Source organism: Massilia puerhi, from assembly GCF_009861485.1.
In genome coordinates this window covers 235,810-257,342 of sequence record NZ_WOFW01000001.1, presented here as the reverse complement: position 1 = coordinate 257,342, position 21,533 = coordinate 235,810, and the positions used below count along the sequence as shown (strand labels likewise).

Genomic DNA, 21,533 nt, shown 5'->3' with positions numbered 1-21,533 from the left:
CAGCGTGCTTGTATAATTGGGGCAACCCCCAACCTGCCTGTACATATGACTAACACTACCCACTTCGGCTACAAGACCGTCGCCGAGGACCAGAAGGTCCAGGAAGTCGCCAAGGTTTTCCACTCGGTCGCCGCCAAGTACGACGTCATGAACGACCTGATGTCGGCCGGCCTGCATCGCGCCTGGAAGATCTTCACGATCGCCCAGGCAGGCGTGCGGCCCGGCTTCAAGGTGCTCGACATCGCCGGCGGCACCGGCGACCTGGCCAAGGCCTTTGCCAGGCAGGCGGGCAAGAGCGGCGAAGTCTGGCTCACCGACATCAACGAGTCGATGCTGCGCGTCGGCCGCGATCGCCTCTTGAATAAAGGGATTGTCACCCCAACCATGTTGTGTGACGCCGAAAAACTGCCGTTCCCCGACAATTACTTCGACCGGGTCAGTGTCGCCTTCGGGCTGCGCAATATGACCCACAAGGACCAGGCCCTGGCCGAGATGCGCCGGGTGCTCAAGCCGGGCGGCAAGCTGCTGGTGCTGGAATTCTCGAAAGTGATCGCGCCGCTGCAGAAACCGTACGACGTGTATTCGTTCTCGGTGCTACCGTGGCTGGGGCAAAGAATCGCCGGCGATGCCGAAAGCTATCGCTACCTGGCCGAATCGATCCGCATGCATCCCGACCAGGACACCCTCAAGGGGATGATGGAAGAGGCGGGACTGGAGCGGGTCCAGTATTTCAACCTGACGGCGGGTGTGGCCGCATTGCACACCGGTATCAAACTGTAGTTTCAACGATAGGGACGGAGACAATGAAAAAATTCCTGGTCACGACGATGTTGGCAGTCACCGCGTTTTCGATGGTGGCGGACGCCTTCGCCCGACCAATGGGCGGCAAGCGGTCGGTGGGACGCCAGTCGCAATCGGTGCAGAAGATGCAGCAGCCGGCGCCGGCCCCCGCCCAGAGCATGCAGCGCCAGGGCCCGAATTCGGCGGCTCCCGCAGCCGCCGGTGCGGGCGCGGCCGGCGCCGCGGCCGCCGCCAAGAAACCGAGCATGATGCGCAATATCCTCGGTGGCGCGCTGCTCGGCCTGGGCCTGGGCATGCTGCTGTCGCACCTGGGCATTGGCGGCGCATTGGCCAGCGCGATCTCGGCGATCCTCATGATCGCGCTGATCGGCGGCGTGATCTTCTTCATCGTGCGCATGTTCCGCCGCAAGGACACGCCGGCCAATCCATCGGCGGCCACCTTCGGCGCGGGTTCGGGCTTCAAGCCGCAGGCCGCCGGCGCTGGCGCCACGCCAGAGATCGGCTCGGGCCTGCGTCATCAGCCCGCCGCCTTCCAGGGCAACGTCGGCCTCGATAAGGCTGCACCCGCAGCCTTCGGCGGCGCTGCCGCCGTGCCGGCGCACCAGCAATGGGGCGTGCCGGCCGACTTCGACAGCGAGAGCTTCCTGCGCCATGCGAAGTCGTCCTTCATCCGCATGCAGGCGGCCTGGGACCGCGGCGACACCAACGACCTGCGCGAGTTCACCTCGCCCGAGGTGTTCGCCGAGCTCAAGATGCAGATCCAGGAACGCGGCAACGTCGCCGACTTCACCGACGTGGTCAATATCGACGCCCAGTTGCTGGGCATCGAGCAGACCGCCACCGACTACCTGGCCAGCGTGCAGTTCAACGCCATGATCCGCAGCGCCAAGGACGCCTTGCCAGAGCCGTTCGTCGAAGTCTGGAACATGTCCAAGCCGCTGTCGGGCGCGGGCGGCTGGGTGCTGGCCGGTATCCAGCAAACCAACTGATGCCGTTCACCATTGGCGGAATTATTTTTCGATAAACATTCCGTGTCACCGGGTTTGCACCCGGTGAACTGGTAAGATCAAAACCGCCCGCATCAACCCGGGCGGTTTTGTTTTTTAAGGGTCAAATCCTGTCATGTTTCCGAGTTTTACGACCTTGTCGCCCCAGCGGTCCCTGTCCTTGCCGGCGGTCGCCGCGATCAACCACCTGCTGGCCCAGGAGCCCTGGGCGCGCAGCGCGCTGGCGCGCCATGCCGGCAAACAAGCGTGCATCGACGCCGGGCTGGCCCAGCTGCGCGTGCTGGTCGCGCGCGACGGCCTGCTCGAATCGAGCCAGGCCGACAGCGCCGCCCACGTGACGATCCGCATCAAGCCGGCCGACCTGCCGCTGATCGCCCAGGACCGCACGCGCGCGCTGTCGTACGTCAAAATCGAAGGCGATGCCGAGTTCGCCAATGTGATCTCGCAACTGGCCAATGGCCTGCGCTGGGATGCCGAGCACGACCTCGAACGGGTGGTGGGGCCGCTGGCGGCGCGCCGCCTGGCCGAGGGCGCCCGCAGCACGGCCCACGGCGCCACCGAAGCGGGGCGGCGCCTGGCCGAGAACCTGGCCGAATTCCTGGCCGAAGAACGGCCGGTCCTGGTGCGGCCGGCCCAGCGCGACGCGTTCGCCGGCGACGTGGTGCGCCTGCGCGACGACGTCGAGCGTACCGCCAAGCGCATCGCGCGGCTCGAACAAACGCTGGCCCGGCACGCCGCCGCCAGCCCCACCATCATTCTCCCCAGCGCAGAACACCACCCGGATCGTCGATGATATTGAAATTCCTGCGCCTGCTGCGCATCCTCACCGTTTTCACCAGGTATGGCCTGGACGAGATCGCCGTCACCAGCATCAATGCACCGCGCACCGCGCGCCTGATGAACACCTTCTTCTTCTGGCGCACGATCACCTCGCCGCGCGCGATCCGCCTGCGCCAGGCGCTCGAAGAGCTGGGCCCGATCTTCGTCAAGTTCGGCCAGGTGCTGTCGACCCGGCGCGACCTGGTGCCGCCCGACATCGCCGACGAGCTGGCGCTGCTGCAGGACCGGGTGCCGCCATTCGGTTCCGACCTGGCGGTGGCCCAGATCACGCGCTCGCTGGGCGCCCATCCCGACCAGCTGTTCGCCCGCTTCGACCGTGAACCGGTGGCCTCGGCCTCGATCGCCCAGGTCCACTTCGCCCAGCTCAAGGATGGCAAGGAAGTCGCGGTCAAGGTGCTGCGTCCCGGCATGAAGAAGCTGATCGACGAAGACATGGCCCTGATGCGCCTGGCGGCCAACCTGATCGAGCGCGTGTGGAGCGAAGCGCGGCGCCTGAAGCCGCGCGAAGTGGTGGCCGAATTCGACAAATACCTGCACGACGAGCTCGACCTGATGCGCGAGGCGGCCAATGCCAGCCAGCTGCGCCGCAACTTCGCCGGGTCCGACCTGCTGATGGTGCCCGAGATGTACTGGGACTACTGCTCGAGCAGCGTGATCGTGATGGAACGGATGTATGGCATCCCGATCTCGCAGATCGACCGCCTGGCCGCGGCCGGGGTCGACCTCAAGAAGCTCTCGAGCGATGGCGTGGAGATTTTCTTTACCCAGGTTTTCCGTGACGGCTTCTTCCATGCTGACATGCACCCAGGCAATATCCTGGTGTCGACCGCGCCGGAAACCCTGGGCCGCTATATCGCGCTCGACTTCGGCATCGTCGGCACCCTGAACGACTTCGACAAGGATTACCTGTCGCAGAACTTCCTGGCCTTCTTCCGGCGCGACTACAAGCGCGTGGCCGAGGCCCATATCGAGTCGGGCTGGGCGCCCGCGAATACCCGCGTGGACGAGCTCGAGGCGGCGGTGCGCGCCTGCTGCGAACCGATCTTCGACCGGCCACTGAAAGATATTTCGTTCGGCCAGGTGCTGCTGCGCCTGTTCCAGACCTCGCGCCGCTTCAATGTCGAGGTGCAGCCGCAACTCGTGCTGCTGCAAAAGACCCTGCTCAATATCGAAGGCCTGGGGCGCCAGCTCGATCCCGACCTCGACCTGTGGAAGACCGCCAAGCCGTATCTCGAGCGCTGGATGACCGAGCAGATCGGCTGGAAAGGCCTGGTCGATCGCCTGCGCGCCGAGGCCCCGCGCTATGCCCAGATCTTCCCGCAACTGCCGCGCCTGGTGCACCAGGTGCTGGAGCGCGAAGCGAACGGCCATGTGGCGCACTCGCATATCGGCAATAGCGACATGCTGGCGATGGTGCTGATCGAGCAGCGCCGCACCAATCGCATGCTGGCCTTCCTGACCTGCATGGCGACGGGGTTCGGGGTGGGGCTGGTGGCGCTGTATTGGCTGTGATTGGACGCGTCTACCCGACGCCGACGCCGGTACCGGCACGTATGGCGATTTGAAAAAGAAAAAGCCCGCAATCGCGGGCTTGGCAAGCTAGTGTTCTTTTATGGACCGCGCTGATGTCAACACCGCACAGTCTTCTGTTTCTTCTTTACGGGGAGCGACTGGGATTTCCCATCGCCAACATTCGGTGAAGAAGCCGTATTAAAACATCTGGCGCATGCTTGAGCAAACGAAACACCTGTTGACGATGGTGAAAAACAACATCGAACCGTGCGCACCTGGCCACGCGCCGGGTCCGTGCCAGCCGAGGTAGGCCGCAAACGGCAAATCCCCCTGTAAAAGCTTTATAATTCAGGGTTTTGACGATTTTTGCGGAGCACCGAGCATGCCGATTTACGCCTACCGCTGCGAAGAATGCGGTTTTACCAAAGATGTACTGCAAAAGATATCGGATCCGGTCCTGACCGTTTGCCCATCCTGCGCCAAGCCGTCCTTCAAGAAACAGGTGACTGCCGCCGGCTTCCAGCTCAAGGGTAGCGGCTGGTATGTGACCGATTTCCGTGGCGGCACGCCGCCCGCGACCGGAACCGCCACCAATGGCAACGGCGGCGCGGCCGCGCCCGCGCCGGCCGCTGCGAGCGAGGCCAGCGCGGCCCCGGCCACGCCGGCCACGCCGACAGTATCGGGCGGCAGTGGCGACAAGAGCAGCTGATCCGGCGCGGCCCGCGCCGCGCGCCAACAAGAACAAGGCCAATCCGATGCGCAAATATTTCATCACCGGACTGCTGGTCCTGGTGCCCCTGGTGATCACGGCCTGGGTCCTGAACCTGATCATCAGCACGCTCGACCAGTCGCTGCTGTTCGTGCCCGACGCCTGGCAGCCGCGCTCCATGTTCGGCATGGACGTGCCGGGCTTCGGCGCGGTGCTGACCCTGGCCATCGTGTTCCTGACCGGCCTGTTGACCAATAACCTGGTCGGCAAGTACATCGTGCGCCTGGGCGAACGCCTGCTCAAGCGGGTGCCGGTGGTCAGTTCGCTGTACGGCAGCGTCAAGCAGGTGTCGGACACGCTGTTTTCGCCCTCGGGCAATGCGTTTCGCCAGGCGGTGCTGGTGCCGTATCCGCATGCGGATTCATACACCATCGCCTTCCTGACCGGCGCGCCGGGCGGCGAAGTGGCGGGCCACCTGGGCGGCGACTTCGTGAGCGTGTACGTGCCGACCACCCCGAACCCGACCTCGGGCTTTTTCCTGATGATGGAACGCAGCCGGGTGAAAGAGCTGGACATGACGGTCGATGCGGCATTGAAGTACATCGTCTCGATGGGCGTGGTCGCGCCGGCGGAAGCGCCGGTCAGCGTAGCGCCCGTGGCGATCAAGTAATACCGAATCACAGACAATGGCAGCCGCCCTGGAAGGCGGCGCGAGCAAATCAACCAACCTGGAACGAAAACTATGTCCACCATGCGTACCAACTACTGCGGCCTCGTGACCGAGGAACTGCTGGGCCAAACCGTCAGCCTGTGCGGCTGGGTGCACCGCCGCCGTGACCACGGCGGCGTGATCTTCATCGACCTGCGCGACCGCGAAGGCCTGGTGCAGGTGGTGTGCCATCCGGACAATGCCGCCGTCTTCAAGGCCGCCGAAGGCGTGCGCAACGAGTACTGCCTGCGCATCGTCGGCACCGTGACCAACCGCCTGGAAGGCACGGTCAACAACAACCTGAAGTCGGGCAAGATCGAGATCAACGCCAGCGACGTCGAAGTGCTCAACGCTTCGGTGCCGGTGCCGTTCCAGCTGGACGACGACAACCTGTCGGAAACCACCCGCCTGACGCACCGCGTGCTCGACCTGCGCCGCGGCCAGATGCAGCACAACCTCAAATTGCGCTACAAGGTGTCGATGGAAGTGCGCAAGTACCTGGACAACCTGGGCTTCATCGACATCGAGACCCCGATGCTGACCAAGTCGACCCCGGAAGGCGCGCGCGACTACCTGGTGCCGTCGCGCGTCAATGCCGGCAACTTCTTCGCGCTGCCGCAGTCGCCGCAGCTGTTCAAGCAGCTGCTGATGGTGGCCAACTTCGACCGCTACTACCAGATCACCAAGTGCTTCCGCGACGAAGACCTGCGCGCCGACCGCCAGCCAGAATTCACCCAGATCGACTGCGAAACCTCGTTCCTGACCGAACAGGAGATCCGCGACCTGTTCGAAGAGATGATGCGCGTCGTGTTCCGCAACACCACCGGCATCGAATTGCCGAACCCGTTCCCGGTGATGGATTTCGCCACCGCGATGGGCACCTACGGCTCGGACAAGCCGGACATGCGCGTCAAGCTGCAGTTCACCGAACTGACCGAGCTGATGAAGTCGGTCGAGTTCAAGGTGTTCAACAGCGCCGCCAACCTGCCCAATGGCCGCGTGGTCGGCATGCGCGTGCCGCAGGGCGGTTCGATGCCGCGTTCGGAAATCGACGCATACACCCAGTTCGTCGCGATCTACGGCGCCAAGGGCCTGGCCTACATCAAGGTCAACGAGAAGGCCAAGGGCCGTGACGGCCTGCAGTCGCCGATCGTCAAGAACCTGTCCGACGAAGTTCTCACCCAGATCCTGGAGCTGACGGGCGCGCAAGACGGCGACCTGATCTTCTTCGGTGCGGATAAAGCGAAAGTCGTCAACGACGCCATCGGCGCGCTGCGCGTCAAGATCGGCCACTCGGAATTCGGCAAGAAGGCCGGCCTGTTCGACGACGTCTGGTCGCCGCTGTGGGTGATCGATTTCCCGATGTTCGAATACGACGAAGACGGCGATCGCTGGACCGCGACCCACCACCCGTTCACCGCACCGAAGGACGGTCACGAAGACATGCTCGAGACCAATCCGGGCGCCTGCATCGCCAAGGCCTACGACATGGTCTTGAACGGCTGGGAACTGGGTGGTGGCTCGATCCGTATCCACCGCGAGGAAGTGCAGAGCAAGGTGTTCCGCGCGCTGAAGATCGATGCCGAGGAAGCGCAGCTCAAGTTCGGCTTCCTGCTCGATGCGCTGCAGTACGGCGCGCCGCCGCACGGTGGCCTGGCCTTCGGCCTGGATCGCCTGATCACCCTGATGACCGGCTCCGAGTCGATCCGCGATGTGATCGCCTTCCCGAAAACCCAGCGTGCGCAGTGCCTGTTGACCAATGCACCGTCGGAGGTCGACGAGAAGCAGTTGAAAGAGCTGCACATCCGCCTGCGTAACGAGCCAAAGGTCGCGTAGGGTGGACGGCTGGGCCGTCCACGCGTTCATCCGACGCGTGGATGGCCCATCCGCCATGCTCTTGCATGAGCCCTTACAAGATCCCCGAATCGGTGCTGGTCGTGATCCACACTTCCGCCATGGAAGTGCTGGTGCTCGAACGCGCCGATCGTCCGGGGTTCTGGCAATCGGTCACCGGCTCGCTCGACAGCGTCGACGAGCCCTGGGCCGATACCGCCGCGCGCGAACTGTTCGAAGAGACCGGCATCGTGGCCGACGGCGAGCGTATCCGCCTGCGCGACTGGCAGCTCGCCAATCTCTACGAGATCTACCCTGTCTGGCGGCATCGCTACGCCCCCGGCGTGACCCACAATACCGAACACGTGTTTTCGGTCTGCGTGCCGCGCGACATCCCTATCCTGCTCAGCCCGCGCGAACACCTGCGCCATGCCTGGCTCCCGTTGCTGGAAGCGGCCGACCTCTGCTTCTCGTCCTCGAACGCGGAAGCGATCCTGCAACTGCCGCGCCATTTCCCATAAACATTGGTTTGGGAAAATAAAATTTCCCGAAAGCAGTTCTTTTGCGCAAAATCATCGTTGATGATCATATCCTTGCGCAATAAAATGACGTTTTTTAACAAAAGTACGTAGGTACTTTTTTTTCGATGCGTCTGTGCGCAGTCGCGCTTATGCGTACGCTCAAATCCGTTTTCTCCTATGAAAATACATTTGAATACAGTTGACATGTCATTTTCATAACAAGAGGAAATTTTGCGATATGGCATTTGCACGAGATTTGCAACGTTTGACAGCTGTAAATGTGTGGATTAAGGTCAACGGTTCACCCATGGTGAATTTTTGATGTGCAACTTTTAAGTGGATGATTCTGGGAGATAAAATGGATAACCTCGAACTGAATAGCGACAAGAAAGTGAAGGCAATCACCCTAGGGGACGACTGCATCTATATCGACCTCTTCGACGGGCTGCGCCTGTCCGGTCCGCTGGCGCCGCGCCAGCAGCAGACGCAAGAACGTCGCCCGCGCCGCATGATCGTGTCGGGCCACGAAGCGGTGTACGACACCTCGCTTGCCATCGCCTGAATCCACTATTCATTCAGAGCGCGACGGCATCAAGCTGGCCGCCGCGCTCCGCGCCAGACAGAGGCGCACGATTGGGCCCGTTTCACGAGAGCGGCGGTCCGATCCGGGTAGAATGTTCTTATGAAAATTCGTGTTGCCACCTACAATATTCATAAGGGCGTCTCGTCGCTGCGCAGCACGCCACGCGTGATCGCGCTCAAGAAAGCCATTGCCGAATTCGACGCCAATGTCGTCTTCCTGCAAGAAGTGCAGGGGCGGCACGACCGCTTCCAGGCCCGCTACGGCAGTCAAGACCGTGGCCATCGCCACTGGCCCGAAACCGCCCAGTACGACTATTTCGCGCCCGATGCCCACCACACGGCCTACGGCATGAACGCGGTCTACGACCACGGCCACCATGGCAACGCCTTGCTCAGCTGCTGGCCGATCGAGAACTCGCACAACCACGACGTATCCGACCATGCGTATGAGCAGCGCGGCATCCTGCACTGCATCCTCGGTGCGCCCGAATGCCAGGTGCACTGCTATGTGGTCCACCTGGGCCTGTTCGAAGGCAGCCGCGGGCGCCAGACGGCGTCCCTGATCGAGGCCGTCAACGCGTCCGCGCCGAACGGCGAACCGGTGATCATCGCGGGCGACTTCAACGACTGGCGCAATACGCTCAGCGACAAGCTGCGCACCGCCCTGGGCGTGGAAGAAGTGTTCGACAAGCTGGGCAAGCGTTCGCCGATGGGCGATATGGTGCGCAGCTGGGCCGGCCGCCAGCCGCGCCTGGCGCCGGCGCGCACCTTCCCGGCCATGCTGCCGTGGTTCAGGCTCGACCGCATCTACGTGCGCGGCTTCAAGGTCAACCAGGCCCAGGTGCTGCACGGTCCACTGTGGGCCAAGCTGTCCGATCACGCGCCCATCGTGGCCGAGCTCGAGCTCACACAAGGGCCATGCGCAGTCTGACCTTTGTCGACAACAACGACATCACGCTCCTGCAGAGCGGCATTGCTTACTTTCCGGCGCTGATCGAAGCGCTCGATGCCGCCCAGCACGAGGTGCTGTTCGAAACCTATATCTTTGCCGAGGACGAGACCGGCGCCGCCGTGCGCGACGCCTTGGCGCGCGCGGCGCGGCGCGGCGTGAAGGTGCGGGTACTGGTCGACTGGTTCGGCACCGGCCAGCGCTGCTGCGGCCGGCTGGGGCCGATCCTGCTTGATGCCGGGGCCCAGTACCGCGTCTTCAATCCCTGGTGCCGGCGCGGCATCGCCCGCTCGCACCGCAAGATCGCCGTGATCGACCGCACCGTCGCCTTTGTGGGCGGCATCAATATCAACGACGACTGGCTGTGCGACCACGCCGACGGCCACCGCCTGCCGGCCCCGCGCTGGGATTTCACGGTGCGCGTGCGCGGCCCGCTGGTGGCCCAGATCCACCACGAGGCGCAAGTCCAGTGGGCCAGGTCGGGCCGCCTGCGGCTGCGCAAGCGCCTGCAGCTGTTCCGGGAGATGCGCAAGCAGCCTGTTCCCTCATGCGCAAGCCCGGCCCGGGCGGCCTTCGTGGTGCGCGACAACCTGCGCAACCGCAGCACGATCCAGAAAGCGTATCTGCATGCGCTGGGCCACGCGCGCCACAGCGTGCTGCTGGCCACGCCCTATTTTGCGCCGGGCCGCAAGTTCCGCAAGGCGCTGGCGCACGCCGCGCGGCGCGGCGTGAAGGTGACCTTGCTGATCGGGGTAGGGGAGTTCAGGATCCAGGACGCGGTCGCGCATTCCTTCTATCCCAAGCTGCTGGCCGATGGCGTGCGGGTGGTCGAATACCGCAAGACCCAGTTGCACGCCAAGGTGGCGGTGGTCGACGACGACTGGGCCACGGTCGGTTCCAGCAACTGCGACGGCCTGTCGCTGTTCCTGAACCAGGAAGCCAATGTCGTGGTGGACGATCCGGTGTTCGCCGCCACCATGCGCGAGCACATCGAGCGCGGCATCGCCGACGGCAAGGAGGTGTGTCCGCAGGAGTTCGCGCATACCGGCTGGCTGCAACGCGTGACCTATGGCGTGGCCTATATGGCGTACAAGCTGGTGATGCGGGTGGTCACCTTCGGCTACACCTGAAACAGGCCGCGCGCACCGGCGCGCGGCCATCATCCCTTAGCCGTAGGGGGTATAGGTAAATCCTTCGCCGATCACCGGGGCCAGCGCGGCCTGGTTCTCGGGGCTCTCGCTGATCATGCTCAGTGCCTGCGCGGCCGTCACCACGCCGCGGTCGAGCGCACCCGTCCAGTATGCCAGGCCGCCCGGTTCGGCCGGGCGATGCAGCACGTTCAGGTAGATCTGCGAGACCAGGTCATGGTTGCTGGGGTTGGCGCCATAGGCCGCGATGAACTCGGGCGTCTGCATGAAACCGGCGGCGACCTCGGCCAGCGACAGGCCTTGGTCCATGACATTGATCCAGAACCCCAGGCCGCCCGAGTCCGGGGTGCGGTTGAACGCCGCCTGGTAGATGCGGTAGGCCTGGCCGCCGATGCCGTCGATGTCCAGCGCCACGTTCAGGTCGCCAAAGTCGATGCGTTCGATGCCGGTGAGCAGGTCGGTGCCGCCGGCGCCATTCTTGTGGCTGATCGTGAAGCCATCGGCGCCGCGATCGATCGTGTAGGCGTCGCGGTTGCCGGCGTAGTGCACGGTATCGATGCCGGCGCCGCCCTTGACATGATGGTAGGAGCTGCCGTCGACGATGGTCGCGCTGGCCGTGGTCTTGCCGATGGTCGCATTGGTCGCTGCCATCAGCCTGAGCGAGAAGCTTTCGCTCGCTTCGCCGAGGCTGTCGCTGACGATGGCGACGCGCACCGTCTGGGTCGTGACACCGGGCGCGAACACCAGCGTACCGCCAACGTGGCTGTAGTCGCCCGATGTGCCGGAAACCGCGGTGCCCTGGTCGGTTGCGTAGCCCACCGAGACTTGCGCGGTCGACGCCGCATCCAGGGTCACCACGAACTGCGCGTAGCCGTCCTTCTCGCCAACGATGATGTCGCCGACACTGATCACCGGCTGGCCGCCGGCGGCCGGACCATGCGCGCCGATCGTCGCGTGACCGCTGCTGCGGGCGATCGCCACCGCATCGGCGCCATTGCCCGTCACCGCGCCGAGCACCAGGCTGAAGGTTTCAGCCGCTTCGGCGGCGCCGTCGCGCGGCAGCACGACCGTCACGTTCTTGGCGGTTTCACCAGGACCGAAGGTCAGCGTCCCGGCGGCGGCCAGATAGTCGCTGCCGGCCTGGGCGCTGCCATTGGCGGTGCCGTAGGCAACGCTGAAGCTGGACCCGACCGCCTTGTCGAGCACGACCGCGAAGGTGGCGGTGCCGGCGCTGGCGTCGACCACCACGTCGTGCACCGACAGGCCGGCCGGGTTGGCGCGGTCGGCGATGCTGTCGTTGTCGACGATGGTGGCCATGCCGTAGGGGTTGGCGACGACGGCATTGCTGGCGCCGGTCAGCACCAGCCCGAAGGATTGCAGCGCTTCGGTCGCCAGGTCGTCGGGGAGCGACACGCGCACCGTCTGGGTCGTCACGCCAGGGGCGAATACCAGCGTGCCGCCGGTATGGATATAGTCGTGCGAGTTGCCCGAAAACGCGGTGAGGAAATCGGTCGCATAGTACACGCTCACCTGGCGCTCGGACGGCGCGTCGAGGCTGACCACGAAGTCGACATAGCCCGCGCTTTCGCCCACGGTCGGGTTGTTGATGGTCATCGTGGGCATCGCCTTGACCGTCTGGCCATGTGCACCGATGGTCGCCTGGCCGATGCCGTCGGCAATCCTGACCCCGTTGCCGGCGGGGCCGGACAGCGCGCCGAGCACCAGGCTGAACAGTTCGTCCGGCTCGGCCGTGCCGTCGCGGGGCAGCATGACCGTCACGTTCTTGACGGTTTCGCCGGCGCCGAAGGTGAGGGCGCCGCTGGCGGCCAGGTAGTCGCTGCCGGCACGGGCATTGCCGTCGAGGGTGGCGTAGTCGACGCTGAAGCTGCGCCCCAGCGCCTTGTCGAGCACGACGGCGAAAGTGGCGCTGCCGGCGCTGGCGTCGACCACGACGTCGCGCACCGACAGGTTGGCCGGACGGGCGCTGTCGGCGATGGTATCGTTGTCCACGATCGTGGCGATGCCCCGGCCATTGGCGAAGACGGCATTGCTCACGCTCGACAGCTGCAGCGCGAAGGTTTCGAGCGATTCGGCGGTGAGGTCGTTCGACAGCGCCACGCGCACCGTCTGGGTCGTGGTGCCGGGGGCAAATACCAGCTTGCCACCGGTATGCACGTAATCGAGCGACGTGCCCGAGAACGCGGTCTCGTAATCGGTCCTCAATTCCAGGCTCACTTCGCGCTCCGACGGCGCGTCGAGGCTGATCACGAAATCGACATACCCGTCGCCTTCGCCGACGTGCGGATTGTTCACGCTGATCGTCGGCAAGGCCTTGGGCGTCTGGCCATGGGCGCCGATCAGCGCCTGGCCGATGCCGTCGGCGACCACGACCTGGCTGCCGCCCGCGCCGGAGAGCGCGCCCAGCGCCAGGCTGAAGACCCCATCCGGCGCCGCCGCGGCGCCCTGCGGCAGCGCGACCGTCACCTGCTTGACGGTCTCGCCCGCGCCGAACGCCAGGGTGCCGCTGGCGCCGACATAGGCGCTGCCGGCCCGGGCATTGCCGTCGAGCGTGCCGTAGGCAACGCTAAAGCCACTGCCCACGGCCTTGTCCAGCACCACGGCGAAGGTGGCGCTGCCGGCGCCGGCGTCGACCACGACGTCGCGCACCGACAGGTGGGCCGGATTGGCGCTGCTGGCGACGCTGTCGTTGTCGACGATGGTGGCCGTGGCGGACGGCGTGGCGATCACCGCATTGACCGCGTTCGACAGCATGAGTTCGAAGCTTTCCAGCCTTTCGCTGACCAGGTCGTCGACCAGCGCGACACGCACCGTCTGGGTGGTGGTGCCGGGCGCGAAGACCAGGTTGCCATCGGTATGGATGTAGTCGTTCGATGCGCCGGAGACGGCCGACAGGTAGCTGGTGGCGTAGCGGACGCTGACCTGGTCTTGCGACGCGGCGCTGAGGGTGATCACGAAATCGACGTAGCCGTCTTTTTCGCCGACGACGACGTTCCTGGTGCTGATGTAGGTGGCCATGGCTGCTTGTTTTTCCGTTCAGGGGTTAAGGAGGGGCAGCGCATGTCGCGCCACGCTACCTGAACGCAGCCGGGCGGAAATTTTTAACTATTTCTGCATCGATGGGCGACTGTCATTCCTCTTGAATAATCGCTTCGATAGCCAAACATGGGTCAGGCGCGGGCAGGTCCCGTATCACGAACTGGAAGCTCAATGGATAGCGACAACGTAAGAATCGACAAATGGCTGTGGGCGGCGCGCTTTTTCAAGACCCGTTCGCTGGCCCAGGACGCGGTGGACCGCGGCCGGGTACGCATCGGCGGCGAACCGGTCAAGCCGGCGCGCGCGGTCAAGATGAACGACAAGATCCTGATCGACAACGGGTCGGACCGCTGGGAAGTGATCGTGGCCGCGATTTCCGGTTCGCGCGGCCCGGCGCCGGTGGCGCGCACCCTGTACTTCGAGACCGACGAGAGCATCGCACGGCGCGAGAACGACAAGACGGCGCGCCGCCTGTATCCCGAGCCGAGCCTGGACATCAAGGGCCGGCCGACCAAACGCGACCGGCGCGCGATGGAGCGCGTCGGCGACGACTGACGCCGTCGCGATGAAACACCGCAACGGGATAGGCGGTTGACGAAAAATGCTGTACCTTTATAGCTGAAACAACAAACTTCTGTCCGCCACCCGCGGTGGCCGGGCAGGAGCGCTGTGCGGCGCCTTCTCCAGGGGTCGATCGTTGTCTTGCATCAATAGAACGCCACCTCTAAGTTCCCGTTTGACATTCCTCGGCTGATAGATAATAGTACGAGCGTTCGGATTTTTTTCGATTCAGGGGAAGCTATCAGTACTTCAGCCAAATTCATGCGCAAGGGTGAGCAGACGCGGGCCGCGATTCTCGACGTCGCGCTCGAACTCGCCAGCCGCAACGGTCTCGAGGGCTTGACCATCGGCCTGCTGGCCGACCGGATGAGCATGAGCAAATCGGGCGTGTTCGCCCACTTCGGCTCGCGCGAAGACCTGCAGCTCGAGGTTGTCAAGCTCTACCACCACCGTTTCGAGCAAGAGGTGTTCTACCCGAGCATCAAGGAAGCGCGCGGCCTGCCGCGCCTGGTCGCCATGTACACGCGCTGGGTCAAGCGGGTGTCGGTCGAGATCGCGTCCGGCTGCATCTATATCAGCGGCGCGGTCGAGTACGACGACCGCGAAGGCCCGATCCGCGAGCAGCTGGTGTCGATGGTGCGGGCCTGGCAGGATGCCCTGCTGCGCAGCATCGAGCAGGCGGTCGAGGTCCAGCACCTGCGCGCCGACCTCGATGCCGCCCAGCTGGTATTCGAGATGCACGGCCTGATCCTGGCCCTGCACCACGATGCCCGCTTCCTGCGCAATCCCGGCGCGGTCGAACGCGCACGCGCCGCCTTCGAGCGCCTGGTCGAGAATTACCGCAATCCCCTACTACCGCAAGACCATCAGGCGGCATAAGCCGCCTGCCACGTCCAATATCTTTACCCTCGTTCAGGAGATCACCATGGGTCAGTACGTCGCGCCAATCCGGGATATGCAGTTCGTTCTGCACGAATTCCTCAACGTCACCGAAGAGTTCAAGCATCTGCCGAAATACGCGGAGATCGATGCCGACATCATCAACCAGGTGCTCGAAGAAGGCGCGAAGTTCACGCAAGAGGTGCTGTTCCCGCTGAACCACTCGGGCGACCGCGAAGGCTGCCATTTCAACGCCGCCGACAAAACCGTCACCACTCCGAAGGGTTTCAAGCAAGCCTATAAACAGTACGTCGAAGGCGGCTGGGCGGCGCTGGCGTGCGACCCTGAATACGGCGGCCAGGGCCTGCCGATCGCCCTGAACAATTCGTTCTACGAGATGCTCAATTCGTCGAACCAGGCCTGGTCGATGTACCCTGGCCTGTCGCACGGCGCCTACGAATGCCTGCTCGAGCACGGCACCGACGACCAGAAGCGCCTGTACCTGCCCAAGCTGGTCTCGGGCGAATGGACCGGCACCATGTGCCTGACCGAAGCGCACTGCGGCACCGACCTGGGCCTGTTGCGCTCGAAGGCCGAACCGCAGGCCGACGGCACTTACCTGATCACCGGCTCGAAGATCTTCATCTCGGCCGGCGAACACGATATGTCCGAGAACATCGTGCACCTGGTGCTGGCGCGCCTGCCGGACGCCCCGGAAGGCTCGAAGGGCATCTCGCTGTTCCTGGTGCCGAAGTTCCTGCCACAGCAAGACGGTTCGCTGGGCGAGCGCAACGGCATCGCCTGCGGCGCGATCGAAGAAAAAATGGGCATCCACGGCAACTCGACCTGCCAGATGAACCTCGATAACGCCCGTGGCACCCTGATCGGCCAGCCGCACAAGGGCCTGCAGGCGATGTTCGTGTTCATGAACGCGGCCCGCCTGGGCGTGGGCATGCAGTCGCTGGGCCTGACCGAAGTCGCGTACCAGAACGCGCTGGCCTATGCCAAGGACCGCATCCAGATGCGCAGCCTGTCGGGCCCGAAGGCGCCGGACAAACCGGCCGACCCGATCATCGTGCACCCGGATGTGCGGCGCATGCTGCTGACCGCGAAAGCATTCGCCGAAGGCGCGCGCGCGTTCTCGTCGTATGTCGCGCTGCAGATCGACCGCGAACTGAACCACACCGACGAAGACGTGCGCAAGGAAGCGGCCGACGAAGTGGCGCTCCTGACCCCGATCATCAAGGCCTTCATCACCGACAACGGCTGGATCGCGACCTCGGAAGCGATGCAGGTCTACGGCGGCCACGGCTACATCGCCGAGTGGGGCATGGAGCAGTATGTGCGCGACGCCCGCATCAACATGATCTACGAAGGCACCAACACCATCCAGTCGCTGGACCTGTTGGGCCGCAAGATCCTGATGGACAACGGCGCCAAGCTGCGCAAGTTCGGCGAGAAGATCAAGTCCTTCGTCGAAGACAACGGCCTGGACGAGCAGATGTCCGAGTTCGTGACCCCGCTGGGTGAACTGGGCGAGAAGGTCACCAAGCTGACCATGGAAATCGGCATGAAGGCCTTCCAGAACCCGGACGAAGTGGGCGCGGCCGCCGTGCCTTACCTGCGCGTGGCCGGCCACCTGGTGTACAGCTACCTGTTCGCGCAACAGGCCAAGATCGCGCTGTCCAAGCTCGACTCGGGCGACAAGTTCTATGAATCGAAACTGGCGACCATCCGCTTCTACTTCGCGCGCCTGTATCCGGAAACCGCGATGCTGATCCGCCAGGCGCGTTCGGGCGCGGCGAACCTGACGGCGCTGGACGCCGAGCTGTTCTAAGACCATCACGCTGAACCAAACAAGGAAACCTCACATGTCCAATTTCATCGTCAAGAAAGTCGCCGTGCTGGGCGCCGGCGTGATGGGTGCGCAAATCGCCGCCCACTGCGTGAACGCCAAGGTGCCGGTCGTGCTGTTCGACCTGCCTGCCAAGGACGGTCCAAAGAATGGCATCGTCCTGCGCGCCATCGAGAACCTGAAGAAACTGTCGCCGGCCCCTCTGGGCAACAAGGATGACGCCGCGCTGATCGAAGTGGCCAACTACGAGGACAACCTCGATGTGCTGGCCGGCTGCGACCTGATCATCGAAGCCATCGCCGAGCGCATGGACTGGAAACACGACCTGTACGCCAAGGTCGCCCCGCACATCGCGCCGCATGCGATCTTCGCCTCGAACACCTCGGGCCTGTCGATCAACAAGCTGGCCGAAGGCTTCGACGCCGAACTGAAATCGCGCTTCTGCGGCGTGCACTTCTTCAACCCGCCGCGCTACATGCACCTGGTGGAACTGATCCCGACCGAAGCTACCCGTCCTGAAATCCTGGACCAGCTCGAGACCTTCCTGACCTCGACCCTGGGCAAGGGCGTCGTGCGTGCGAAAGACACGCCGAACTTCATCGCCAACCGCGTCGGTATCTTCGGCATGCTGGCCACCATCGTCGAAGCCGAAAAATTCGGCCTGTCGGTGGACGTGGTCGACGACCTGACCGGCGCCAAGCTGGGCCGCGCCAAGTCGGGCACCTTCCGCACCGCGGACGTGGTCGGCCTGGACACCATGGGCCATGTGATCAAGACCATGCAAGATAATCTGAAGGACGACCCGTTCTTCAGCGTCTACAAGACCCCGGACATCCTGGCCAAGCTGATCGAGAAGGGCGCGCTGGGCCAGAAGACCGGCGCCGGCTTCTACAAGAAGGTCGGCAAGGAAATCCAGCGCCTGGACTTCGCCACCGGTGACTACGTCGCCGGCGGCGCCAAGGCCGCCGACATCGTCGGCCGCATCCTGAAAGAGAAAGACCCGGTCAAGAAGTTCAAGGCCATGCGCGATTCGACCAACCCGCAGGCGCAGTTCCTGTGGGCGATCTTCCGCGACGCCTTCCACTACATCGCGGTGCACCTGGAGTCGATCGCCGACAATGCGCGCGACATCGACTTCGCGATGCGCTGGGGCTTTGGCTGGAGCGTCGGTCCGTTCGAGACCTGGCAAGCGGCTGGCTGGACCCAGATCGCGCAGTGGGTGAAGGAAGACATCGATGCCGGCAAGGCACTGTCGGACGCGCCGCTGCCGGCCTGGGTGTTCGAAGGTCAGGTTGCCGAGAAGGGTGTGCACACCCCTGAAGGTTCGTACTCGGTCACCAGGAACGCGTATGTGCCGCTGTCGGACCTGCCGGTCTACGCGCGCCAGCAGTTCCGTGCGCCGGTGGTCGGCCTGGGCGGCGCCGATCCGAAAACCTTCGGCACCACCGTGTTCGAAGACGACTCCGTGCGCCTGTGGCACGCGGACGACGAGATCCTGGTCATCTCGCTCAAGACCAAGATGCACGTCATCGGCGATGGCGTCATCAAGGGCATCCAGCGCGCGTTGAAAGAAGCCGAGCAAGGCTTCAAGGGCATCGTGATCTGGAATACCGACGCGGCCGAAGGCGGCGCCTTCTCGGCCGGCGCCGACCTGCAATCGGCCCTGCCAGCCTTCATGGCCGGCGGCGCGAAGGCGATGGAGCCGATCGTGCGCGAGCTGCAGGACACCTTCATGGCGATGAAGTATTCGAACATCCCGGTGGTGGCGGCGGTTGCCGGCCTGGCGCTGGGCGGCGGTTGCGAGCTGGCGCTGCATGCATCCAGGCGCGTGGCCTCGATCGAGTCGTACATCGGCCTGGTCGAAGTGGGTGTCGGCCTGGTGCCGGCCGGCGGCGGCCTGAAAGAAGCGGCGCTGCGCGCGGCCAATGAAGCCAAGGGCAACGACATCCTGCAATTCTTGAAGAACGGCTTCATGAACGCGGCCACCGCGCAAGTATCCAAGTCGGCGCTGGAAGCCAAGGCCATGGGTTACCTGAAAGAAGACGACATCATCGTCTTCAATGCGTATGAACTGCTGCACGTGGCCAAGACCACCGCGCGCGCCATGTCCGACGCCGGTTACCGCGCCCCGGCGCGCCGCACCTTCCCGGTCACCGGCCGCTACGGCTGGGGCACGATCCGCGGCCAGATGGTCAATATGCGCGACGGCGGCTTCATCTCGGCCTATGACTACCAGCTGGGCGACACCATCGCCGAAATCGTGACCGGTGGCGACATCGACCAGGGCAGCGTGGTGAGCGAGCAGTGGATCCTCGACCTGGAACGCAAAGCCTTCGTGGCGCTGCTGAACAATCCGAAGACCCAGGAACGCATCATGGGCATGATGCAGACCGGTAAGCCGGTGCGCAACTAAGCTGACGACAGAACAGGACTACTGACATGAGCAAACAACTTCAAGACGCATACATCGTCGCAGCGACCCGTACCCCGATCGGCAAGGCGCCGCGCGGCATGTTCAACAAGACCCGCCCGGACGACCTGCTGGTGCACGCCATCCGCGGCGCCATGGCCGCCGTGCCGAACCTGGACCCGGCCCTGATCATCGACGCCATCATCGGCTGTTCGTTCCCCGAGGCCGAGCAGGGCTTCAACGTGGCGCGTAACGCCGTGGTGCTGGCCGGCCTGCCCAACACCGTGGGCGGCGTCACCGTCAACCGCTACTGCGCCTCGGGCATCACCGCGCTGGCGATGGCGGCCGACCGCATCCGCGTGGGCGAAGCCGACGTGATGATCGCCGGCGGCGTCGAGTCGATGTCGATGGTGCCGATGATGGGTCACCACCCGTCGATCAATATGGAGACCTTCAAGGACGAGAACGTGGGCCTGGCCTACGGCATGGGCCTGACCGCCGAGAACGTCGCCAACCAGTGGAAGATCTCGCGCGAAGACCAGGACGCCTTCGGCCTGGAATCGCACCGCCGCGCGATCGCCGCCCAGCAGGCCGGCTACTTCAAGGACGAGATCACCCCGGTCGAAGTCATCACCCGCACGCCGAACCTGGCCACCGGCGAGATCAGCATCAAGAAACGTGTTGTCGACAGCGACGAAGGCCCGCGCGCCGACGCCAGCCCGGAAGGCATGGCCAAGCTCAAGCCCGTGTTCGCGGCCAAGGGCTCGGTCACCGCCGCGACCTCGTCGCAGATGTCGGACGGCGCCGGCGCCCTGATCGTGGTCAGCGAAAAAATCCTGCGCGAGCACAACCTGACCCCGCTGGCCAAGTTCTCGTCGTTCGCGGTGCGCGGCGTGCCGCCTGAAATCATGGGCATCGGTCCGAAGGTGGCGATTCCCGCCGCGCTGGCCGCGGCCGGCATCACGCAAGACCAGCTCGACTGGATCGAGCTGAACGAAGCCTTCGCCGCCCAGGCGCTGGCCGTGATCCGCGACCTGAACCTGGACACCAGCAAGGTCAACCCGATGGGCGGCGCGATCGCCCTGGGTCACCCGCTGGGCGCGACCGGCGCGATCCGCGCCGCGACCGTGGTGCACGCGCTGCGCCGCAACAACCTGAAATACGGCATGGTGACGATGTGCGTCGGCGCCGGCATGGGCGCCGCGGGCATCATCGAGCGCGTCTAACGCATCAAGGGCGGTGCCAGCACCGCCTGGTTTCACAGCGTGGGCGGGAAATCCAACGACCCGACGTCAATGCCGCGAGCGTGACGTGGGGTGGGCGGGTCTCCCGCCCACGCGTCCAAGCGGCCCACGAATCATTCTGGAGACAACACCATGACCATCCGCCTCACCAAAGCCGACGGCATCCTCACCATCGAATTGAACCGCGTCGAACGCAAGAACGCCATCACCGGCGCGATGTACCAGGCCATGGCCGACGCGCTGCGCGAGGCCGAGCAGGACGCCGCCGTGCGCGCCATCCTGATCACCGGCCAGCCCGAGATCTTCACTGCTGGCAACGACCTCGACGACTTCCTGAACAACACCGGCGAAGGCGCGATGACGCCCGAGCGTCCGGTGTTCCAGTTCATGACCGCGCTCGAAGGCGCGACCAAGCCGGTGGTGGCGGCCGTCGCCGGCGCCGCGGTCGGCATCGGCACCACCCTGCTGATGCACTGCGACCTGGTCTACGCCGCCGACAACGCCAGATTCTCGATGCCGTTCACGCAGCTCGGCCTGTGCCCCGAATTCGCCTCGTCGCTGCTGGTGGCGCAATCGGCTGGCTACACCCGCGCGGCCGAAAAACTGCTGCTGGGCGAACCGTTCGTGGCCCAGGAAGCGCTGGAAATGGGCATCGTGGCGCGCGTGCTGCCGGCCGCCGAACTGCTGTTCTTCGCCCAGGGCCAGGCCGCCAAGCTGGCCAAGCTGCCCCCAGCATCGATCCGCACCACCAAGGCGCTGATGAAGCGCGCGCGCGGCACGCTGGTAAAGGACACCATCGCGGCCGAGAACGAGCACTTCAGCGCCATGCTGACCGGCGCCGAAGCCAAGGAAGCGTTCACCGCCTTCTTCGAGAAGCGCAAGCCCGATTTCAGCAAGTTCGACTGACGGCGAGCGG

General features: G+C 64.5%; 18 protein-coding genes. 17 read left to right on the top strand and 1 reads right to left on the bottom strand.

The window, feature by feature from the left end:
- The first annotated feature begins 45 nt into the window (after nt 1–45).
- The 11 genes from ubiE to clsB all read left to right on the top strand — a co-directional run bounded on the left by ubiE (nt 46) and on the right by clsB (nt 10,593).
- Nucleotides 46–780 (top strand): bifunctional demethylmenaquinone methyltransferase/2-methoxy-6-polyprenyl-1,4-benzoquinol methylase UbiE, encoded by a 735-nt coding sequence (gene ubiE / locus GNT67_RS01105; RefSeq protein ID WP_159627798.1) that lies wholly within the window; start codon nt 46–48, stop codon nt 778–780.
- 23 nt (nt 781–803) lie between these two features.
- Nucleotides 804–1,790 (top strand): Tim44 domain-containing protein, encoded by a 987-nt coding sequence (locus GNT67_RS01100; RefSeq protein ID WP_159627796.1) that lies wholly within the window; start codon nt 804–806, stop codon nt 1,788–1,790.
- Nucleotides 1,791–1,923: 133 nt separating this feature from the next.
- Nucleotides 1,924–2,601 (top strand): ubiquinone biosynthesis accessory factor UbiJ, encoded by a 678-nt coding sequence (locus tag GNT67_RS01095; RefSeq protein ID WP_159627794.1) that lies wholly within the window; start codon nt 1,924–1,926, stop codon nt 2,599–2,601.
- Nucleotides 2,598–4,160, top strand: coding sequence for a ubiquinone biosynthesis regulatory protein kinase UbiB (gene ubiB, locus GNT67_RS01090; protein ID WP_159627792.1), 1,563 nt, complete (start codon nt 2,598–2,600; stop codon nt 4,158–4,160). The genes GNT67_RS01095 and ubiB overlap by 4 nt, the downstream gene beginning before the upstream one ends.
- 382 nt (nt 4,161–4,542) lie before the next feature.
- A complete protein-coding gene (locus GNT67_RS01085) occupies nt 4,543–4,869 on the top strand; it encodes an FmdB family zinc ribbon protein (RefSeq protein ID WP_159627790.1) in 327 nt (108 codons plus the stop codon).
- A gap of 46 nt (nt 4,870–4,915) precedes the next feature.
- Nucleotides 4,916–5,539 carry a DUF502 domain-containing protein gene (locus GNT67_RS01080; RefSeq protein WP_159627788.1) on the top strand — a complete coding sequence of 208 codons (624 nt, stop codon included), beginning with the start codon at nt 4,916–4,918 and terminating at the stop codon, nt 5,537–5,539.
- A gap of 72 nt (nt 5,540–5,611) precedes the next feature.
- On the top strand, nt 5,612–7,414 hold the full coding sequence (gene aspS, locus GNT67_RS01075) for an aspartate--tRNA ligase (protein ID WP_159627786.1): 1,803 nt from the start codon (nt 5,612–5,614) through the stop codon (nt 7,412–7,414).
- Between the two features lie 65 nt (nt 7,415–7,479).
- Entirely contained in the window at nt 7,480–7,932 is a 453-nt protein-coding gene (gene nudB / locus GNT67_RS01070; protein ID WP_159627784.1) for a dihydroneopterin triphosphate diphosphatase, read from the top strand.
- Nucleotides 7,933–8,290: 358 nt separating this feature from the next.
- Nucleotides 8,291–8,494 carry a hypothetical protein gene (locus GNT67_RS01065; RefSeq protein WP_159627782.1) on the top strand — a complete coding sequence of 68 codons (204 nt, stop codon included), beginning with the start codon at nt 8,291–8,293 and terminating at the stop codon, nt 8,492–8,494.
- 120 nt (nt 8,495–8,614) lie between these two features.
- Nucleotides 8,615–9,445: an endonuclease/exonuclease/phosphatase family protein gene (locus GNT67_RS01060; RefSeq protein WP_159627780.1), complete on the top strand. Its 831-nt coding sequence runs from the start codon at nt 8,615–8,617 to the stop codon at nt 9,443–9,445.
- Entirely contained in the window at nt 9,433–10,593 is a 1,161-nt protein-coding gene (gene clsB, locus GNT67_RS01055) for a cardiolipin synthase ClsB (protein ID WP_159627778.1), read from the top strand. Before GNT67_RS01060 ends, clsB begins: the two co-directional genes overlap by 13 nt.
- Nucleotides 10,594–10,629: 36 nt before the next feature.
- Here the strand turns inward: clsB and GNT67_RS01050 are convergent, their stop codons facing one another.
- Complete coding sequence (locus GNT67_RS01050; RefSeq protein WP_159627776.1) at nt 10,630–13,647, bottom strand: Calx-beta domain-containing protein; 3,018 nt, start codon at nt 13,645–13,647, stop codon at nt 10,630–10,632.
- A gap of 192 nt (nt 13,648–13,839) precedes the next feature.
- Between GNT67_RS01050 and GNT67_RS01045 the strand changes: the two genes are divergently transcribed.
- From GNT67_RS01045 to GNT67_RS01020, 6 genes are all read left to right on the top strand, one after another.
- Complete coding sequence (locus tag GNT67_RS01045) at nt 13,840–14,223, top strand: RNA-binding S4 domain-containing protein (protein WP_159627774.1); 384 nt, start codon at nt 13,840–13,842, stop codon at nt 14,221–14,223.
- Between the two features lie 267 nt (nt 14,224–14,490).
- Nucleotides 14,491–15,108 carry a TetR/AcrR family transcriptional regulator gene (locus GNT67_RS01040; RefSeq protein WP_159627772.1) on the top strand — a complete coding sequence of 206 codons (618 nt, stop codon included), beginning with the start codon at nt 14,491–14,493 and terminating at the stop codon, nt 15,106–15,108.
- Nucleotides 15,109–15,154: 46 nt separating this feature from the next.
- On the top strand, nt 15,155–16,945 hold the full coding sequence (locus GNT67_RS01035; protein WP_159627770.1) for an acyl-CoA dehydrogenase C-terminal domain-containing protein: 1,791 nt from the start codon (nt 15,155–15,157) through the stop codon (nt 16,943–16,945).
- A gap of 34 nt (nt 16,946–16,979) precedes the next feature.
- Nucleotides 16,980–19,376 (top strand): 3-hydroxyacyl-CoA dehydrogenase/enoyl-CoA hydratase family protein, encoded by a 2,397-nt coding sequence (locus GNT67_RS01030; protein ID WP_159627768.1) that lies wholly within the window; start codon nt 16,980–16,982, stop codon nt 19,374–19,376.
- 26 nt (nt 19,377–19,402) lie between these two features.
- Nucleotides 19,403–20,599, top strand: coding sequence for an acetyl-CoA C-acyltransferase (locus GNT67_RS01025; protein ID WP_159627766.1), 1,197 nt, complete (start codon nt 19,403–19,405; stop codon nt 20,597–20,599).
- A gap of 150 nt (nt 20,600–20,749) precedes the next feature.
- Nucleotides 20,750–21,523 carry an enoyl-CoA hydratase gene (locus tag GNT67_RS01020; protein WP_159627764.1) on the top strand — a complete coding sequence of 258 codons (774 nt, stop codon included), beginning with the start codon at nt 20,750–20,752 and terminating at the stop codon, nt 21,521–21,523.
- The last annotated feature ends 10 nt before the right edge of the window (nt 21,524–21,533 follow it).

What these genes read in the sequence shown, in the direction of transcription:
- GNT67_RS01045 (WP_159627774.1), top strand. Translation starts at nt 13,840, where the DNA reads ATGGATAGCGACAACGTAAGAATCGACAAATGGCTGTGGGCGGCGCGC.
- aspS (WP_159627786.1), top strand. Translation starts at nt 5,612, where the DNA reads ATGTCCACCATGCGTACCAACTACTGCGGCCTCGTGACCGAGGAACTG.
- GNT67_RS01080 (WP_159627788.1), top strand. Translation starts at nt 4,916, where the DNA reads ATGCGCAAATATTTCATCACCGGACTGCTGGTCCTGGTGCCCCTGGTG.
- GNT67_RS01065 (WP_159627782.1), top strand. Translation starts at nt 8,291, where the DNA reads ATGGATAACCTCGAACTGAATAGCGACAAGAAAGTGAAGGCAATCACC.
- GNT67_RS01050 (WP_159627776.1), bottom strand. Translation starts at nt 13,647, where the DNA reads ATGGCCACCTACATCAGCACCAGGAACGTCGTCGTCGGCGAAAAAGAC.
- clsB (WP_159627778.1), top strand. Translation starts at nt 9,433, where the DNA reads ATGCGCAGTCTGACCTTTGTCGACAACAACGACATCACGCTCCTGCAG.
- ubiB (WP_159627792.1), top strand. Translation starts at nt 2,598, where the DNA reads ATGATATTGAAATTCCTGCGCCTGCTGCGCATCCTCACCGTTTTCACC.
- GNT67_RS01100 (WP_159627796.1), top strand. Translation starts at nt 804, where the DNA reads ATGAAAAAATTCCTGGTCACGACGATGTTGGCAGTCACCGCGTTTTCG.
- GNT67_RS01035 (WP_159627770.1), top strand. Translation starts at nt 15,155, where the DNA reads ATGGGTCAGTACGTCGCGCCAATCCGGGATATGCAGTTCGTTCTGCAC.
- GNT67_RS01025 (WP_159627766.1), top strand. Translation starts at nt 19,403, where the DNA reads ATGAGCAAACAACTTCAAGACGCATACATCGTCGCAGCGACCCGTACC.
- GNT67_RS01020 (WP_159627764.1), top strand. Translation starts at nt 20,750, where the DNA reads ATGACCATCCGCCTCACCAAAGCCGACGGCATCCTCACCATCGAATTG.
- GNT67_RS01060 (WP_159627780.1), top strand. Translation starts at nt 8,615, where the DNA reads ATGAAAATTCGTGTTGCCACCTACAATATTCATAAGGGCGTCTCGTCG.
- nudB (WP_159627784.1), top strand. Translation starts at nt 7,480, where the DNA reads ATGAGCCCTTACAAGATCCCCGAATCGGTGCTGGTCGTGATCCACACT.
- GNT67_RS01085 (WP_159627790.1), top strand. Translation starts at nt 4,543, where the DNA reads ATGCCGATTTACGCCTACCGCTGCGAAGAATGCGGTTTTACCAAAGAT.
- GNT67_RS01040 (WP_159627772.1), top strand. Translation starts at nt 14,491, where the DNA reads ATGCGCAAGGGTGAGCAGACGCGGGCCGCGATTCTCGACGTCGCGCTC.
- GNT67_RS01030 (WP_159627768.1), top strand. Translation starts at nt 16,980, where the DNA reads ATGTCCAATTTCATCGTCAAGAAAGTCGCCGTGCTGGGCGCCGGCGTG.
- GNT67_RS01095 (WP_159627794.1), top strand. Translation starts at nt 1,924, where the DNA reads ATGTTTCCGAGTTTTACGACCTTGTCGCCCCAGCGGTCCCTGTCCTTG.
- ubiE (WP_159627798.1), top strand. Translation starts at nt 46, where the DNA reads ATGACTAACACTACCCACTTCGGCTACAAGACCGTCGCCGAGGACCAG.